Source organism: Aeromicrobium piscarium, from assembly GCF_007421815.1.
Lineage (GTDB): Bacteria > Actinomycetota > Actinomycetes > Propionibacteriales > Nocardioidaceae > Aeromicrobium > Aeromicrobium piscarium.
This window is the reverse complement of sequence record NZ_VLNT01000009.1, coordinates 90,530-105,818: the sequence shown is the minus strand read 5'-3', so window position 1 is coordinate 105,818 and position 15,289 is coordinate 90,530. Positions and strand designations below refer to the sequence as shown.

General features: G+C 68.3%; 15 protein-coding genes. 3 read left to right on the top strand and 12 right to left on the bottom strand.

Annotation, left to right across the window (positions count from 1 at the left end):
• Window positions 1-35: 35 nt before the first annotated feature.
• From FNM00_RS12155 to hrcA, 3 genes are all read right to left on the bottom strand, one after another.
• Entirely contained in the window at window positions 36-854 is an 819-nt protein-coding gene (locus FNM00_RS12155) for an NUDIX hydrolase (RefSeq protein WP_143913812.1), read from the bottom strand.
• A 62-nt stretch (window positions 855-916) separates the two neighbouring features.
• The gene (gene dnaJ, locus FNM00_RS12150; protein ID WP_143913811.1) at window positions 917-2,074 is read right to left on the bottom strand and encodes a molecular chaperone DnaJ; all 1,158 of its coding nucleotides are present in this window, start codon (window positions 2,072-2,074) and stop codon (window positions 917-919) included.
• A 25-nt stretch (window positions 2,075-2,099) separates the two neighbouring features.
• Complete coding sequence (hrcA, locus tag FNM00_RS12145; RefSeq protein ID WP_143913810.1) at window positions 2,100-3,128, bottom strand: heat-inducible transcriptional repressor HrcA; 1,029 nt, start codon at window positions 3,126-3,128, stop codon at window positions 2,100-2,102.
• A gap of 267 nt (window positions 3,129-3,395) precedes the next feature.
• On the opposite strand from hrcA, the gene FNM00_RS12140 reads away from it, so the two are divergent.
• Both FNM00_RS12140 and FNM00_RS12135 read left to right on the top strand, forming a co-directional pair.
• Complete coding sequence (locus FNM00_RS12140; protein ID WP_143913809.1) at window positions 3,396-3,824, top strand: hypothetical protein; 429 nt, start codon at window positions 3,396-3,398, stop codon at window positions 3,822-3,824.
• Window positions 3,814-4,656 (top strand): DUF3097 domain-containing protein, encoded by an 843-nt coding sequence (locus tag FNM00_RS12135; protein WP_143913808.1) that lies wholly within the window; start codon window positions 3,814-3,816, stop codon window positions 4,654-4,656. The genes FNM00_RS12140 and FNM00_RS12135 overlap by 11 nt, the downstream gene beginning before the upstream one ends.
• On the opposite strand, the gene FNM00_RS12130 is transcribed toward FNM00_RS12135, so the two are convergent.
• The 9 genes from FNM00_RS12130 to FNM00_RS12090 all read right to left on the bottom strand — a co-directional run bounded on the left by FNM00_RS12130 (window position 4,581) and on the right by FNM00_RS12090 (window position 14,852).
• On the bottom strand, window positions 4,581-5,489 hold the full coding sequence (locus tag FNM00_RS12130; protein WP_143913807.1) for a glycosyltransferase family 2 protein: 909 nt from the start codon (window positions 5,487-5,489) through the stop codon (window positions 4,581-4,583). The genes FNM00_RS12135 and FNM00_RS12130 overlap by 76 nt on opposite strands.
• Window positions 5,486-6,463 carry a glycosyltransferase gene (locus FNM00_RS12125; RefSeq protein ID WP_185973120.1) on the bottom strand — a complete coding sequence of 326 codons (978 nt, stop codon included), beginning with the start codon at window positions 6,461-6,463 and terminating at the stop codon, window positions 5,486-5,488. Before FNM00_RS12125 ends, FNM00_RS12130 begins: the two co-directional genes overlap by 4 nt.
• Window positions 6,460-7,524, bottom strand: coding sequence for a glycosyltransferase family 4 protein (locus FNM00_RS12120; protein WP_143913805.1), 1,065 nt, complete (start codon window positions 7,522-7,524; stop codon window positions 6,460-6,462). The genes FNM00_RS12125 and FNM00_RS12120 overlap by 4 nt, the downstream gene beginning before the upstream one ends.
• Window positions 7,509-8,654 (bottom strand): glycosyltransferase family protein, encoded by a 1,146-nt coding sequence (locus tag FNM00_RS12115; protein ID WP_143913804.1) that lies wholly within the window; start codon window positions 8,652-8,654, stop codon window positions 7,509-7,511. Before FNM00_RS12115 ends, FNM00_RS12120 begins: the two co-directional genes overlap by 16 nt.
• A 115-nt stretch (window positions 8,655-8,769) precedes the next feature.
• Entirely contained in the window at window positions 8,770-9,915 is a 1,146-nt protein-coding gene (gene hemW, locus FNM00_RS12110) for a radical SAM family heme chaperone HemW (RefSeq protein WP_143913803.1), read from the bottom strand.
• 41 nt (window positions 9,916-9,956) lie between these two features.
• On the bottom strand, window positions 9,957-11,792 hold the full coding sequence (locus FNM00_RS12105; RefSeq protein WP_143913802.1) for an AMP-dependent synthetase/ligase: 1,836 nt from the start codon (window positions 11,790-11,792) through the stop codon (window positions 9,957-9,959).
• Window positions 11,793-11,861: 69 nt separating this feature from the next.
• Window positions 11,862-12,479 (bottom strand): MOSC domain-containing protein, encoded by a 618-nt coding sequence (locus tag FNM00_RS12100; RefSeq protein ID WP_143913801.1) that lies wholly within the window; start codon window positions 12,477-12,479, stop codon window positions 11,862-11,864.
• 173 nt (window positions 12,480-12,652) lie between these two features.
• Window positions 12,653-14,509, bottom strand: coding sequence for a translation elongation factor 4 (gene lepA / locus FNM00_RS12095; RefSeq protein WP_143913800.1), 1,857 nt, complete (start codon window positions 14,507-14,509; stop codon window positions 12,653-12,655).
• A gap of 7 nt (window positions 14,510-14,516) precedes the next feature.
• Window positions 14,517-14,852, bottom strand: a complete 336-nt coding sequence (locus FNM00_RS12090) for a hypothetical protein (RefSeq protein ID WP_143913799.1) — start codon at window positions 14,850-14,852, stop codon at window positions 14,517-14,519.
• A 145-nt stretch (window positions 14,853-14,997) separates the two neighbouring features.
• Between FNM00_RS12090 and rpsT the strand changes: the two genes are divergently transcribed.
• Entirely contained in the window at window positions 14,998-15,258 is a 261-nt protein-coding gene (gene rpsT / locus FNM00_RS12085; protein ID WP_143913798.1) for a 30S ribosomal protein S20, read from the top strand.
• Window positions 15,259-15,289: the final 31 nt, after the last annotated feature.

Sequence of the window (15,289 nt, the reverse complement as noted above, 5' to 3'; positions counted from 1 at the left end):
TACCTCACACTCGGTGTTCACGATCGACTCGGTATTCATGATCGCACGAGGTGCTCGATGAACAATTCACCCTCGATCTCGACTGCCCGTCCCGTCCTGACGGGAACACGCCGGTCAACCTGTGCCATCAAGGTCCCGTCACGGAAACGTTCGACGAGTTCTCGACACGTCGTCAACGTCGGCGGAAGCAACCGGATGTCGCCTCGTTCAGCCGCCATCACGGCGTCCTCGAGCTCGACCCACGCGCTCGTCTCGGCCTCCGTGGAGACGTGCCGCACCCGTTGACCGTGGGGAACCCGCGCCACGAAGAACCTGGCATCATACCTGCGTGGTTCGAAGTCCGGCGTGATCCATCGCCCCCACGGCCGGAGAAGTCCGGGCTGGATCGCGTAGCCGTGCCGCTCCAGGATGTCCGTGAGACCTGAGGTTCCGTCGATCAATCGGATCCGGTCGAGTTCCAGGGCGGTCTCGTCCATCGCGCTGGACGCATCGACAGGATCTGCGAGCAGAACGCCGGTCTCCTCGAAGGTCTCGCGCACGGCCGCGGCCACCACGGCGCGCGCCTCGTGAGGATCACAGCCGAATGCTCGTGCGATCTGGTCGATGCCCGCAGCGAACGGTAGATCCGGATCCCAATCCTGGTCACCGACGCCTCCGCCAGGGAAAACGCTGAACCCCGAAGCGAACGTCATCGTCGACACCCGCTGGAGCAGGTACGTGAAGATCTGCCGGTCATCGAACCTGACCAAGGCGACCGTGGCGGCGTCACGCGGTGCAACCGCGTTCCCGTCGAAGGTGCGGGCGTGGTCGATCAGTTGCGCAGGCATGGGTGAGAACAGCTGGTCGCGTGACACTCACCGAATATACCAAAAATCAACTCAGCAGTCGATTTTTTGACCCCTCGACGAAATCGAGATCAGCGGAAGGCGTCGCGGATGCGACCGAAGACACCGTGGCGGTGCGAGTGGGCGACCACCGGCTCGGGTCGTTCCTCGCCGCGCAGCGATGCGAGCTCGGCCAGCAGCTCGCGCTGACGGTCGTCGAGATCGCTCGGAGTCTCGACGATCACCTGCACCGTCAGATCGCCGCGGCCGCTGCCACGCAGCCGCTGGACACCCTGACCGCGGACGGTGACCGTCTCGCCCGACTGCGTGCCAGAAGGGATGTCGATCGGCACCGTGGCCGGCGCATCGCCGAGATCGGGCCGCTCGGACTCCAGGGTGGGGATCTCGATACGGGTCCCCAGCGCGGCGGCCGTCATCGGCACGGCGATCTGGCAGGCGAGCTGATCACCCTGACGCGTGAACACCTCGTGGCGTTGCACCCGGACCTCGACATAGAGATCGCCCGCCGGGCCACCGCCGGTGCCGACCTCGCCCTCCCCCGCGAGCTGGATGCGGTTGCCGTCGTCGACGCCCCCGGGGATGTTGACCGAGATGGTGCGACGCGCCCGGACGCGCCCGTCGCCGCCGCACTCCGCGCACGGGTCGGGGATGATCGTGCCGAAGCCGCGGCAGGTGGGGCACGGCCGCGAGGTGCGGATATCGCCGAGCAGCGACCGCTGCACCGACTGCACCTCGCCGTGTCCGTGGCAGGTGCCGCAGGTCACGGGCTCCGATCCCTCACTCGCCCCGGAGCCGTTGCACAGCAGACAGACGATCGCGGTGTCGACCTTGAGCTCGCGGGTCACGCCGAAGGCGGCCTCGGGAAGCGTGACCACCACGCGCAGCAACGCGTCGGATCCGCGCTGGACCCGCGACTTGGGCCCGCGGCTCGCGCCGCCCTGGCCGAAGAAGGCGTCCATGATGTCGTCGAAGTTGAAGCCACCCTGGCCGAAGCCGCCGCCCATGCCGCCGCTGGAGAGCGGATCGCCGCCACGGTCGTAGACGGCTCGCTTGTCCGGATCCGCGAGGACCTCATAGGCCAGCGAGACCTCTTTGAACTGCTCGGCGGCATCCGGAGCGTCGTTGACGTCCGGATGCAGCCGCCGCGCGGCCTTGCGATAAGCCTTCTTCAGCTCCTCGGCGCTCGCATCACGCGAGACACCCAGCAGTGCGTAATAGTCCTGTGCCATGTCCTTCTCTCACCCGATCGCGGGATCAACCGTCCGCGAGGATTCGTCCGACGTAACGGGCCACGGCCGACACGGCGGCCATCGTGCCCGGATAGTCCATGCGCGTAGGTCCGACGGTACCGAGCCGCGCCAGGATCTCCGCATCGGACCCATAACCCGACGAGACCACCGCCGTACCGGAGAGGCCGTCGTGCCCGGTCTCCATCCCGATGCGCACCTGTGCCGCGTCACCCGGGCCGCGGGTCGCCTCGCCGAGCAGCTTCAACAGGACGACCTGCTCCTCCAACGCCTCGAGCACCGGGCGGATCGCAGTGTCGAAGTCGGCACCGAAACGCGCCAGATTCGCCGTGCCGCCGACGGCGATGCGCTCCTCGGAGCGCTCCCCCGACAGCGTGTGGCTCAGCGTCGTGACGATGCTCGTGACGATCGGACGGTCCCCGGGCTCGACCCCGTCGATCAGCTCGGCCAGCCGCAGCGCCGCCTCGGGCAGGCGCTGGCCGACCGTGGCGCGGACCAGCCGGCCGCGCAGATCCGAGAGCAGCTCCTCGCTCGGCGTCTCGACCAGCTCGACGATGCGCTGCTCGACGCGTCCGCTGCTGGTGATGACCACCAGCAGCACCCGAGCGCCGTCCAGCGCCACGACCTCGACGTGACGGACGGTCGAGCGCGTCAGCGACGGGTACTGGACGATCGCCACCTGATTGGTGAGCTGGGCGAGCACCTTGACGCTGCGACGCACCACATCGTCGACGTCCAGGGCCTCGGCCAGGAAGGTCTCGATGGCACGGCGCTCGGCCGGCGACATCGCCTTGACCGTCGCCAGCCGGTCCACGAACATTCGGTAGCCCTTGTCGGTGGGGATGCGACCCGCGCTGGTGTGCGGCTGGGTGATATACCCCTCGTCCTCCAAGGCGGCCATGTCGTTGCGGATGGTGGCCGGCGATACGCCGAGATGGTGCCGGTCGACCAGCGCGCGCGACCCCACCGGTTCCTGGGTCGCGACGTAGTCCTCCACGATGGCGCGGAGCACGTCCAGGCGGCGTTCCTCCGACATGATCGCGGTCACCTCCCCGTGTCGCGCTGGCACTCTCGATGGTCAAGTGCCAGTCTAGTGTCCCGTGTCGAGAGTTCATCACCGCCTTTCGCCGCCTGGGCGGCGCTCCGCTGCGTTGGCGTCGCTCGAAAGGCGCCCAGCCTGGGGGTACCTCCCTGGCACGGAGCGCAGCGGAGTGCTTGGGGGAGCCGCGCTCCGCCGCCTGGCGGAGCATCCACCCAGACGACGCCTCTCGGCAACGAACTCCCAACACGGGACACTAGCCAGATGACCGAGCTCAACGTACGGCCCGACGGGGCGATCACGGTCACCTCCGGCGACGACGTGCTGACCTACACCCCCTATGCCGTGACGACACCGGACGGGCAGCGGATCGCACACGAGTCTCGCGGCGGCTCGCTGGTCGGGGTGTGGTCCGCGCAGGTCGGCGACGCTTTCGTGGAGGTCTCCTACCTGGGCGACGGCCCTGCTGGCGGCGAGCTCGTCATGGTCGTGACGCTCCCCGGCGAACCACCGCGGGTCGCGCTCGGCGCCCTCATAGCGCCCGAGGCTCCCTCTGCCGATGTCCCCGACAGCTGGCCGGCCGCGGTCGACCTCGCCCTGGGCCTCATCGCCGACTCCACCCTCGACAGCGGCTCCAAGGACGAGATCGAGTCCTTCCACCAACGACTGCTGGAGGTCGTCCATGACCTTTGACCGTTACGGCTCCGATGTGCTCGGCGGGGACTGGCGCAAGCCCCCGCGTGGGCGCTCCACCGAGCAGTCCGCCGACCTGGGACTCGTGGTCGAAGAGGCCACCAGCGGCTTCGTCGGCGAGATCATGAAGGTCGAACGCGATCTCGGCACGGTCGAGCTCGAGAACCGCCGCCTCAAGCGCCGCACCTTCCCGCTCGGCCCGGGTTTCCTCCTCGAGGGCAAGCCCGTCGTGCTCGTGGCCCCGGTCCGCGCCGCGCCGCAGAAGGCGACCCGCACCGCCTCCGGCTCGCGGATCGCGGTCGACACCCGTGCCAAGGTCGCGCTGCCGAGTCGCATCTACGTCGAGGGACGTCACGATGCCGAGCTCGTCGAGAAGGTCTGGGGCGATGACCTACGGGCCGAGGGCGTCGCCGTGGAGTTCCTGGGCGGCATCGACGACCTGCCGGCGATCGTGCGCGACTTCGCGCCCACGAGCCGGCGCCGTCTGGGCGTGCTGGTCGACCACCTCGTCCCGGGTTCCAAGGAGTCGCGCATCGCCGAGCAGCTCTCGGGACAGCCGCACGTCCTCGTCGTCGGGCACCCCTATGTGGATGTCTGGCAGGCCGTCAAACCCGAACGCCTCGGGATCGCGTCCTGGCCGACCATCCCACGGTCAGTGGAGTGGAAGAAGGGGATCTGCGCATCCTTCGGCTGGCCCCATCGGGATCAGGCCGACATCGCGCGGGCGTGGAAGCACATCCTGAGCCGGGTCGACAGTTACACCGACCTCGAGCCGGCCTTCCTCGGCCGGGTCGAGGAACTCATCGACTTCGCCACGCTGCCCGCCGACTGATCGACGGTTCGGCGATAGGCGCCGTCCTCGGTGCGTTCCAGGAGGCCACGTTCGACGAAGGCATCGAGCCACCCGCGCATCGGCCACCATCCCCAGGTGCGATGGAACTGGCGCGCGTTGCGGAGGATGTCCTGGAGATGCTGCACCGGCGGATCGCTCGTCGGATGATATTGGTGATAGGCCCGCGCCCCGCCGACCCATGCCATCGGCACACTTGCTGCCCGGGCCCGCTGTCCGAAATCGGTGTCCTCGGCCCCATACCCCCGATAGCGCTCGTCGAAGCCGCCGATCCGCTGCCAGGTCTCGGCCGTCACGGCGAAGGACAGCGACCAGAACAGGGTGTGCCCGTCGTCATCGCGCACCACGGCACCGCGCGGCGGTGCGGGTCGGGCCGGATGAGGATCGGCCATCGCGGCGAGCCGGCCGGGGTCGTAACCTCCGGCCGGAGGCGGCGGAAGGTAGGCGACCGGGCCGCTGAGCACCGCATCGCGTCCGTGCGGCGCGCGCGCCGCACGGACGTAGTCCTCGACGAGTCGGTCCTCCGGCAGACAGTCGACATCGAGGAAGATCAACAACTCCGCACCGTCGCGGAGAGCCGACGCGGCACCGCGGTTGCGAGCCGTCGCCAGCGGCAGCGCAGCGGCGTCGGCCTCCACCGTCTCCACCAGCGGGACCGGTGCGGTGCCGGGGCGCCACCGGGTCAGCGAGGGATCGTCCATCGCCACCACGCGGTAGGAGTCCACCGGCATCGTCCCGGCGCCGAGGGCCTCCTGCTGGCGGCGCAGGTGATCGTGTCGGCCGTGGGCCAGGGTGATCAGCGCTGTGCGTGTCATCGCCGCAACACCTCGTACACGACGTGAGCGAAACGTCTCGCTCCTTCCCCGTCGTTCCAATCCTTCCATCGCTCGCCGTCGAGCCCCGACGCCAGATCGAGCAGGGCCGGCCAGCCGTGGGTCGGGAACCCGTCGAGGGAGACGACCGGCCACCGCCCGCCTTCGCGCAGGGTCGCCGCCATCGTGCGCTGCTCCTCGTGGGGCCGGTCCTGCGGCACCACGATCACCGGGCGACGCGCCGCGGCGACCTCGGCGAGGGCGTTCTGCCCGGCGTGGGTCACGATCACATCGGCATCGACGAGCCGCCTCCAGGGATCCTCCACCCAGGACGCCGCCGAAGAACCGGCGATGCTCCATTCCCAGTCGGGGGTCGACGCCCGCGCGCGGTCGACGGCCTCCTCGGGCACATCGTGTCCGCCGCGCCCGAGCAGCAGGGCGACCGTGCGCGTCTCTGGTCCCGGTGGCGGGACGCGGTCGTCGAAGCGCGAGAAGGCCCCGACATGGACGAGGCGATCAGGGTGAGCGATGCCCCGCAGCAGATCGCCCGCGGACGCGGGCCAGGGAGCCACGACTCGATCGGCGATCCGATAGGCCATCGAGTGGGGCACATCGTCGCGGATCCCCGGCTGCGCGACCGTGATCACCGGGATGCCGTGCAGCCGCGCCAGCAGACAGACCTCCACCGACACGTCGACGATCATCAGCTCAGGTCGCGCTCTCTCGATCCATGCCGAGATGGTCGCCATCCGGGCGCTGAGACCCCGGTCGTGCCGGGGCACCCAGTGGAGCAGCCCGTGCGCGGTCGGATCCTCGGCCACCCCTGTGTCGTCGCGGGCGAGCTCGACCCAGTCGCCGTCCCACGAGTCCGGGGGCGCCGCCGACGAGAGCAGCGTGAACTCCGGGAGCCAGGGCGCCAATGTCATGGCCCGGTTGAGGTGACCGGCGCCGTGATGGTGTGCGTAGTAGCCGATCACGCCATCGCCCCGACGGGAGAGCCGTTGTAAAGCCTTTCGTAGTCGTCGACCATCCGGCGAAGGTCGCAGTGCTCGACCGCATGGGCTCGCACAGCCCCGCGGTCCAGCATCTGCGCGTCGACGGCCGCGCGAGCGAGCGCGTCCACGTCATCGGGCTCCGCGAGCCGTCCGCCCCTCGGGCCGATCAGCTCGGGCAGCGCCCCGCGCGCGAAGGCCGCGACCGGCGTGCCACATGCCATGGCCTCTGCCGCGACCAGGCCATAGGGCTCGTCCCAGCGCGGGGACACCAGCGCGACGCGCGACGTACCGACGGCTGCCACGAGATCGGTGCTCCCGAGGTGACCGAGGTAGCGGATGCCGTCGCCCAGCCGCGGAGCGATGGCCTCGTCGAAATACGCCCGGTCGTGCACCGGCCCCGCTAGATCGAGCGGGAGGCCGGCACGCCGGGCGGCTTCGATCGCCAGGTGCGGGGCTTTCTCGGGAACCAGCCGACCGGTCCAGATCGCACGCTCGCCCCCAGGGCCCGGCACCCACCGCTGCGTGTCGACGCCATTGGGGATCACCACCGGACGCACCGCGTGCACCCAGGCATCCGCGGTGTGCCGGCTGACGGCGACATAGGTCGACGGCGAGGGCGCCAGCGCGATCGCCGACTCCAGCCAGCCGACCGGTGGCGTGTGCAGGGTCGTCAGGAAGCGCAACCCCGTCGCGGCGGCCATCGCGATCGGGAGGTGATGCAGGCTGTTGTTGTGGACCACATCGAATCGGTCGCGCCCGTGTTCGATGAGATCGAGCATCAGGGCGAGATAGGCGTGGTGCTCGCGCAGCCACGTCTCGGGGTGTGCGCCGACATCCGCCCGAGCGGCCGGACTCGGCTCGAACCGCCGGACGGGCAGCTCGACGGCACCGAGGGCCGGATCGGAACCCGGGGCGGCGAAGATCGTGACCTCATGTCCTCGCTCGATCAGTGCTGACCCGAGTGCCGCCGTATGCGCCTCGAGACCGCCTTGGAAGGGCTCGGCGATCGGGAATCTGCTGGAGGCGATCAGGCAGACGCGCATCGGGCCTCCACGAGATCGGCATAGAGCTCGGCATGCGCGGCGGCGATCTGGTCGCGCTGGGCCCGCCTCCGGGCCACGATCTCCGCCGGCGGCGGGGTCTGCCGGTAAGCGGCCAGAACCGCGTCGACCAGCTCATCCTCGTCGAGACGGTCCTCGTCCATCGTGAACGAGTGGACGGGCCCCTGGTCGGCGTAGTAGCCGCACGTGGGTGCCGCGACCGGCGTGCCCACGTCGCGGCAGGCTTCCAGCCACCCCGAGTGCGTGCCGAACCGGTACGGCAGCACCGACAGGTCCAGCGAGGCCAGGTAGTCGACCAGCTCGGCATCGGAGAAGAAGTCGTGGATCCGCACGTCGACACAGGACGGTGCGGCGCGCAGGGCCGAGGCCAGCTCGACGTCGTACCTCGCCCCGCCAGGGTCAAGGACATCGGTGTGACCGTCGATCTGGAGCACACCGCCGGGGATCGAGCTGACCGCCCGCACGAGCGCGGGGAGCATCGCCAAGGGGTCCATGCACGAGCGCAGGCTCTTGACGTGCAACCCCACACGGAACTCACCCCCGCGTTCGGCGGGTGCCCTACGCGTCACGGGCAGCGATCCCATCGTCTCGAAGTCCACGACATGCGGGTGCGGCAGGACGATGGCCTCACGCGACCAGCGGCGCTCGATCTCCGCGGCCGCGCCGGGCGTCAGGGTGATCACGGCATCGGCAGCCGGGATCAGGACGTCGAGCTGAGCATCGTGGAGGTCCCGCGTGCGGTGGTGCGGGTTGCGCAGGTCGTGCGCCGTGTGGACCAGGGGCTTGCCGTGCTCACGGAGCGTTTCGACCGCGCGTCGCAGGTCGGCCGGAGCGAAGGCATCGAAGCCGAACTGCACATGGAACACGTCGAAGCTGTCGTGGGCGCGCTCGATCCAGGCCGGGTCGAGCATGACCGGCGGCCACCAGCGGCTCTGCTCGGCCGGGGAGGCGCCCGACGGCACGGGATCCTTCAGACGAACGACGTCGCGCAGTGCCCTTCCCACCGGGGCGAGGTGACGGATGTAGACATGCCCGGCGGGCACTGAGGCCACACGGATGGTGCCATCCGCCGCCCGGTCCGGGGTGGGGGAAGGCCGATGGGCCACACGCATGCGACGCACCTTTCGATCGACGTGGAGGACGGCGACCTGTCGCGTCGTCAGCTACGTCGTACCCGGGGGCGCCCCCGATGAACCATCCTTCCGGGGTGATCTGGCCATGCTGACCTCAGGTGAGTCGGCGGACGACGTGGTCGGCCAGGAGGCGACCCTCGCGGGTGAGCACGACGCGATCGTCCTGCGCCGTCAGCAGACCCTCGGCGATCATCGGAGCGGGGTCTCCCGCCAACGCCCTCGTTTCGATGCCCTCACGCAACCGGATGCGCAGCATGACGTCCTCGAGTGCGCGGATGTCCTCGTCGAGGGTCTCGCCGTCGGCCCGCGGCGATCCGCCGGACGCGAGCCGCTGCGCGTAGGCCGCCGGATGCTTGATATTCCACCACCGCTCGCCGTCGAGATGCGAATGCGCGCCGGGGCCGATGCCCCACCAGTCGCCGGAATACCAGTAGCCGAGGTTGTGGCGGCACCGGGCGTCGTCGTCGCGTGCCCAGTTCGACAACTCGTACCAGCCGAGTCCCGCCTGCTCGAAGAGGTCGTCGGCGAGCAGATACTTGTCGGCGGTCTCGTCATCATCGGGCATCGTCACCTCACCACGGCGCACCTTGCGGGCGAAGGCCGTGCCGTCCTCGACGATGAGCGCATAGGCGCTGACATGGTCGGGCTCCATCGACAGCGCTTCCTCCACGCTGCGCCGCCAGTCCTGGATCGACTCGGTGGGCGTGCCGTAGATGAGATCGAGGCTCACCTGCTCGAAGCCGGCCTCGCGCGCCCATCGCACCGCACGCGGCACATTGGCCGGGTCGTGCGTGCGGTCGAGCATCGCGAGGACATGCGGGGCAGCGGACTGCATGCCGAAGGAGATCCGGGTGAAACCGCCCTCACGCAGCTCCGCCAGGGATGCGGGCGTGACGCTGTCGGGATTGGCCTCGGTGGTGACCTCCGCATCCGGGGCCAGGCCCCAGGCCCGGTCGATACCGCGCAGCATCCGCACGAGCTCGGCCGAGGCGAGCTGGGTCGGCGTGCCACCGCCGACGAAGACCGTGTCCACCTCGCGCGGGCCGGTCGTCCGGGCGGCCAGGTCGATCTCCCGGAGCGCCGAGTCGGCGTACTGCGCGCGGGTAGCGCCCTCCCCCAGCTCATCGGACGTGTAGGTGTTGAAATCGCAGTAACCGCAGCGCACATCACAGAACGGCACGTGCAGATACAAGCCGAAGGAGCGACCCCACTCCCTGGCGGTCGCTCCTTCGGCGGTCACGGAACCAGCCTACTGGCTGGGGGCGACGCTGATCTCAGGCGTCAGGCGTAGAAGCCGTCGAGGATGTCCTTGTAGTTGTCCTCCACGACGCGACGCTTGACCTTGAGGCTCGGCGTGATCTCCCCGGACTCGATCGACAGATCGTGATCGAGGATGGCCCACTTCTTGATCGTCTCCCACTGGTTGAGCTTGGAATTCAGCTCCTTGACGTAGCCCTCCATCTCGCTCTGCATCGCGTCGGAAGAGACGACCTCGCTGTACGACGCTCCGGCCATGCCGTGCTGCTGCGCCCACGCTTCCACCGCGTCGGGGTCGAGGGTGATGAGCGCGGAGCAGAAGTTGCGCTCGTTGCCGTGGACGACCATCTGGCTCGCGAGCGGGCAGACCGCCTTGAACGCGCCCTCGATATGCGATGGGGCGACGTACTTGCCTCCGGAGGTCTTGAACAGGTCCTTCTTGCGGTCGGTGATCCGCAGGAAGCCATCGGCATCGAGCTCGCCGATATCGCCCGTGGCGAGCCAACCGTCGCCCGTGAGTGAGGAGGCCGACTCCGCCTCGAGATTGTGGTACCCGTGCATGACGCCCGGGCCCTTGATGAGGACCTCGCCGTCCTCGGCGATCTTGACCTCGGTACCCGGCATCGGCAGGCCCACGGAGCCGATCTTGAAGTCATCGGGGTGATTGACGAAGGATCCCGCCGAGGTCTCGGTGAGGCCGTAGCCCTCCAGGATGAGGACACCGGCCGCGTGGAACCACTCGGCGATATCGGAGGACAGCGCTGCGGCGCCCGAGATGAAGAAGCGCACCCTGCCGCCGAAGCGGGCGCGGATCTTGGTGAAGACGAGCTTGTCGGCGATGCCGTACTTGATCTTCAAGCCGGCGGGGATCGACTTGCCTGCGCGTTCCAGCCGCGAGTGCTCGAGGCCGACCTTCTCGGCCCAGCGGAAGATCTTGAGCTTGGCGCCTCCCTCTTCCTCCATCATCCCGACGATGCGGCCGTAGGCCTTCTCGAAGATGCGCGGCGCAGCACCCATGAAGGTCGGCTGGACGACCGCGAGGTTGTCCACGATCTTCGGCACGCGACCGTCGATCGCCGCCGGGAACCCGACCTGCAGCTGCGTGGTCAGCAGGACTTTGCCGAAGGAGTGCGCCATCGGCAGCCAGCGGAATTCCAGGTCGTCGACGGTGAGGAATCCACCGGCCGCGACCGCTGCGCCCTCGTAGGTCCAGCCGTCGTGGCTGAGCCGGACGCCCTTCGGCCGGCCGGTGGTGCCGGAGGTGTAGATCAAGGTGGCGAGGTCGTCGGGCTCGGTGGCCGCCACGCGCTCTCGCACCGCCTCGGGGTTCTCCTCCAGATAGGACTGACCCATCGTCTCCAGCTCCGCGAAGGTGATGACCCAGTCGTCGTCACCCTCGCCGTCGAAGAGGACGACCTTCTCGACGCTCGGCAGCTCCGAACGCTTCTCGCGCAGCTTGGCGAGCTGCTCGTCGTCCTCGGCGAAGACCACACGGCTGTCGGAGTCGGCGAGGATGTACGCGACATCATCGGCGACGGATGTGGGATAGACCGTGGTGGTGGCCGCACCGGCGGAGTTGACCGCGAGATCGGCCAGGATCCATTCGTAGCGAGTACCGGCGGCGATCGCGACGCGCTGCTCGCGTTCGATGCCGAGGGCGATGAGCCCGGCGGCCAGCTTGCTCACGTGCTCGCCGGCCTCTGACCAGGTGATCGACTGCCAGTTCTCCTGGTCGTCCGGGTACCGGAATGCCTCACCACCGCCGGACTTGGCGACACGGTCGAAGAACATCTCTCCGACGCTGCGGGCACGGTTGTTGATGATCTCCAGCTGCTCGGGCGTGGGGGTCGGGGCAGGCATCGTGCTCCTTCGCGGGGGACTTGTGGTGGAGATCACCTTAACTGATGAGTAGCTTGTCTCACACCGACTTCACCGAGTTGTTGCCTTCTGACGGAGCGCGGCGCTGATCCGTGGTTCCTCGGCCACCCGCGACAACAGTTCGCGCTCCGTGGTGCAAGCCCGGAACACCAGCCCCACCGTGAGGTCGTGGTCGGGGCGTTCATCGACGACGATCGGGGCGCCGGCTGCCACGTGTCCGGACTCGAGCACGCGCAGATACGCGCCGGGGACTCCATGGGCGGTAAACCGCTTGACCCACCGGGGCTCGTCCAGGAATCCCGCGAACACCGAGCAGGGGATGCGCACCGAGGTGACCTCGAGCAGGGCGTCACCGACGCGCCACCGCTCCCCCATCCGCGCGTTCTGGATGTCGAGGCCGATGGTCGTCAGGTTCTCCCCGAAGACGCCGCTGGCCAGCGGCCTGTCTAGTTCGGTCTCCCAGTGCGCGTAGTCCTCCCGCGCGAACATGTAGACGGCCTTGTCAGGGCCACCGTGATGGGCCAGGTCGGCGATCTCATCGCCGTCGAGGCCGAGTTCGCCGATCCATACGGCGCCTGCGACGGACCGCTTGTCGATCCCGGTCCGCTTCAGCTTCCCGTGTGCGGTCGGTCGGACCCGTCCTACATTGACCGACTCGACCCGCGCCATCGCTCGAGCATAGAGGGTGGGGTTCCCGTTGAGTGTGATGTTGGGACGGCTCAACGCCGGGTTTCACCGTCCAAACGTTCCCCAAAGACTCCGCTGCGCGCCGTCCAGGGAGATACCCCCACACTCAACGAGGACCCACACTCAACGAGGACCCGCGCTCGATGGAACGGAGGTCAGGACGGCTTGGGCTCGCTGGTGGAGAGGGCGGCGATGAAGGCCTCCTGGGGGACCTCGACACGACCGACCATCTTCATGCGCTTCTTGCCTTCCTTCTGCTTCTCCAGCAGCTTGCGCTTACGGCTGATATCGCCGCCGTAGCACTTCGCGAGGACGTCCTTTCGCATCGCGCGGATCGTCTCGCGGGCGATGATGCGCGCTCCGATTGCGGCCTGGATCGGCACTTCGAACTGCTGTCGAGGGATGAGCTCCTTGAGCTTCCCGGCCAGCGCGACACCGTAGGCATAGGCCGAGTCGCGGTGCACGATCGCGCTGAAGGCGTCGACGATCTCGCCCTGCAACAGGATGTCGACCTTGACCAGGTCGGCGGCCTGCTCGCCCGAGGGCTCGTAGTTCAACGAGGCGTATCCCTTGGTGCGCGACTTGAGCTGGTCGAAGAAGTCGAACATGATCTCGCCCATGGGCAGCGTGTAGCGGATCTCCACACGGTCCTCGGACAGATAGTCCATGCCCTCGAGCTTGCCGCGACGCGACTGACACAGATCCATGATCGCGCCGATGTAGTCCGCGGGTGCGAGCAGCGTGGCGTTGACGATCGGTTCGTAGACCTCGGCGATCTTGCCGCTCGTGGGGTACTCGCTCGGGTTGGTGACGACCACCTCGCTGCCGTCCTCCATGACGACCCGGTAGATCACATTCGGCGCGGTGGAGATGAGGTCGAGGTTGAACTCGCGCTCCAGCCGCTCGCGCACGATCTCCAGGTGCAGCAGCCCCAGGAAGCCGATACGGAAGCCGAAGCCCAGGGCCCCGGAGGACTCCGGCTCGAACTGGAGCGCGGCGTCGTTCAGCTGCAGCTTGTCGAGGGCGTCGCGCAGCGTCGGGTAGTCGTCACCGTCGATCGGGTACAGCCCAGAGAACACCATCGGGTTGGGATGCCGGTAACCGCCGAGCGCCTCATCAGCGGGGCGGTTGTTGGAGGTGACGGTGTCGCCGACCCGCGACTGACGGACCTCCTTGACGCCCGTGATCAGATAGCCGACCTCGCCGACGCCGAGGCTGCTCTCCTTGATCGGCTCGGGGCTGATCACTCCGACCTCGAGCATCTCGTGCACGGCGCCGGTCGACATCATCTTGATGCGGTCACGGTGGTTGAGCTGGCCGTCGACCACGCGCACGTAGGTGACGACCCCTCGGTAGGTGTCGTAGACGCTGTCGAAGATCAATGCCCTCGGCGGGCCGTCGGCATCGCCCACCGGGGCGGGCACCTGCTCGACGATCGCCTCCAGCAGGTCCGCGACTCCCTCGCCGGTCTTGGCCGACACCCGCAGCACATCGGCGGGGTCTCCGCCGATGATGCCGGCGAGCTCCTCAGCGTATTTCTCCGGCTGCGCTCCCGGCAGGTCGATCTTGTTGAGCACCGGGATGATGTGCAGGTCGGCTTCGAGCGCGAGGTAGAGATTGGCGAGGGTCTGCGCCTCGATGCCTTGGGCGGCGTCGACGAGCAGGATCGCACCCTCGCAGGCCTCGAGGCTGCGGCTCACTTCGTAGGTGAAGTCGACGTGACCGGGCGTGTCGATCATGTTGAGCACATGAACGGTGCCGGCGCTCTCGCCTCGGGCAGGCGTGAACGGCATGCGCACGGCCTGGCTCTTGATCGTGATGCCACGCTCGCGCTCGATGTCCATGCGGTCGAGATATTGGGCCCGCGCGGCACGCTCGTCGACCACCTCGGTGATCTGGAGCATGCGGTCGGCGAGGGTGGACTTGCCGTGGTCGATATGCGCGATGATGCAGAAATTGCGGAGAACCTCGGCCGGGGTCGAACCCGGGGCCGGGCCGTGGAGAGTGGACACGAGGCGGCTACCAGGCGATCGCGATGACGACGTTCAAGCCGATGAGTCCAGCCAGCACGTAGGCCATCGAGTTGGGGGCGGGCTTGCGCTGCTGGGTGTAGGCGACCACGACGGCAGCGAGCGCGACGACGAGCTTGACGCCGATCTTGGCGTGATTGGGCCCCTCGTCGTACACATCGGTCATCTCCCACAGCCCGACCAGCAGCAGGCCGGTCACCAACGCCGCGGCCGTGGCGTGAGCCGTACCGGGGGTGATCTGCGGCGGAGTGAAGTTCATCGCCAACAGGGCGACGGCCCAGAACAGGACGTGCAGGATGACGAGGATGGTGAAGAGGGTAGCCACGGCCTCCATCGTAGAGGTCGATGCGATTTGAGTCGGCAGCGCGTGTGCTGCTATCGTTGAGGATCGCGTGCCCGATCACGTCTGTCGACGTCCGGCGCCATCACCATCTTCATCAGCAGTTTCACGAGAGAACAGGTTTTGCCCCGTGGCGAACATCAAGTCGCAGATCAAGCGCAACCGCCAGAACGAGGCTGCGCGCGAGCGCAACAAGGCCGTGCGTTCGGCTCTGAAGACCTCCGTCCGTCGCTTCAACGAGGCCGCCGAGGCCGGTGAGCAGGACAAGGCGCAGGAGATTGCGCGCGAGACCAAGCGCAAGCTCGACAAGGCCGCCTCGAAGGGCGTCATCCACAAGAACCAGGCCGCCAACCGCAAGTCGGCCATCGACAAGAAGGCCGCCGCTCTCTGAGCCGGTCGTCCTCGAAAGCCCCGTCCGCGGA

Coding starts and splice junctions, on each gene's coding strand:
- dnaJ (WP_143913811.1), bottom strand. CDS start 2,074: ATGGCACAGGACTATTACGCACTGCTGGGTGTCTCGCGTGATGCGAGC.
- hrcA (WP_143913810.1), bottom strand. CDS start 3,128: ATGTCGGAGGAACGCCGCCTGGACGTGCTCCGCGCCATCGTGGAGGAC.
- FNM00_RS12140 (WP_143913809.1), top strand. CDS start 3,396: ATGACCGAGCTCAACGTACGGCCCGACGGGGCGATCACGGTCACCTCC.
- FNM00_RS12135 (WP_143913808.1), top strand. CDS start 3,814: ATGACCTTTGACCGTTACGGCTCCGATGTGCTCGGCGGGGACTGGCGC.
- FNM00_RS12130 (WP_143913807.1), bottom strand. CDS start 5,489: ATGACACGCACAGCGCTGATCACCCTGGCCCACGGCCGACACGATCAC.
- FNM00_RS12120 (WP_143913805.1), bottom strand. CDS start 7,524: ATGCGCGTCTGCCTGATCGCCTCCAGCAGATTCCCGATCGCCGAGCCC.
- FNM00_RS12115 (WP_143913804.1), bottom strand. CDS start 8,654: ATGCGTGTGGCCCATCGGCCTTCCCCCACCCCGGACCGGGCGGCGGAT.
- FNM00_RS12105 (WP_143913802.1), bottom strand. CDS start 11,792: ATGCCTGCCCCGACCCCCACGCCCGAGCAGCTGGAGATCATCAACAAC.
- FNM00_RS12100 (WP_143913801.1), bottom strand. CDS start 12,479: ATGGCGCGGGTCGAGTCGGTCAATGTAGGACGGGTCCGACCGACCGCA.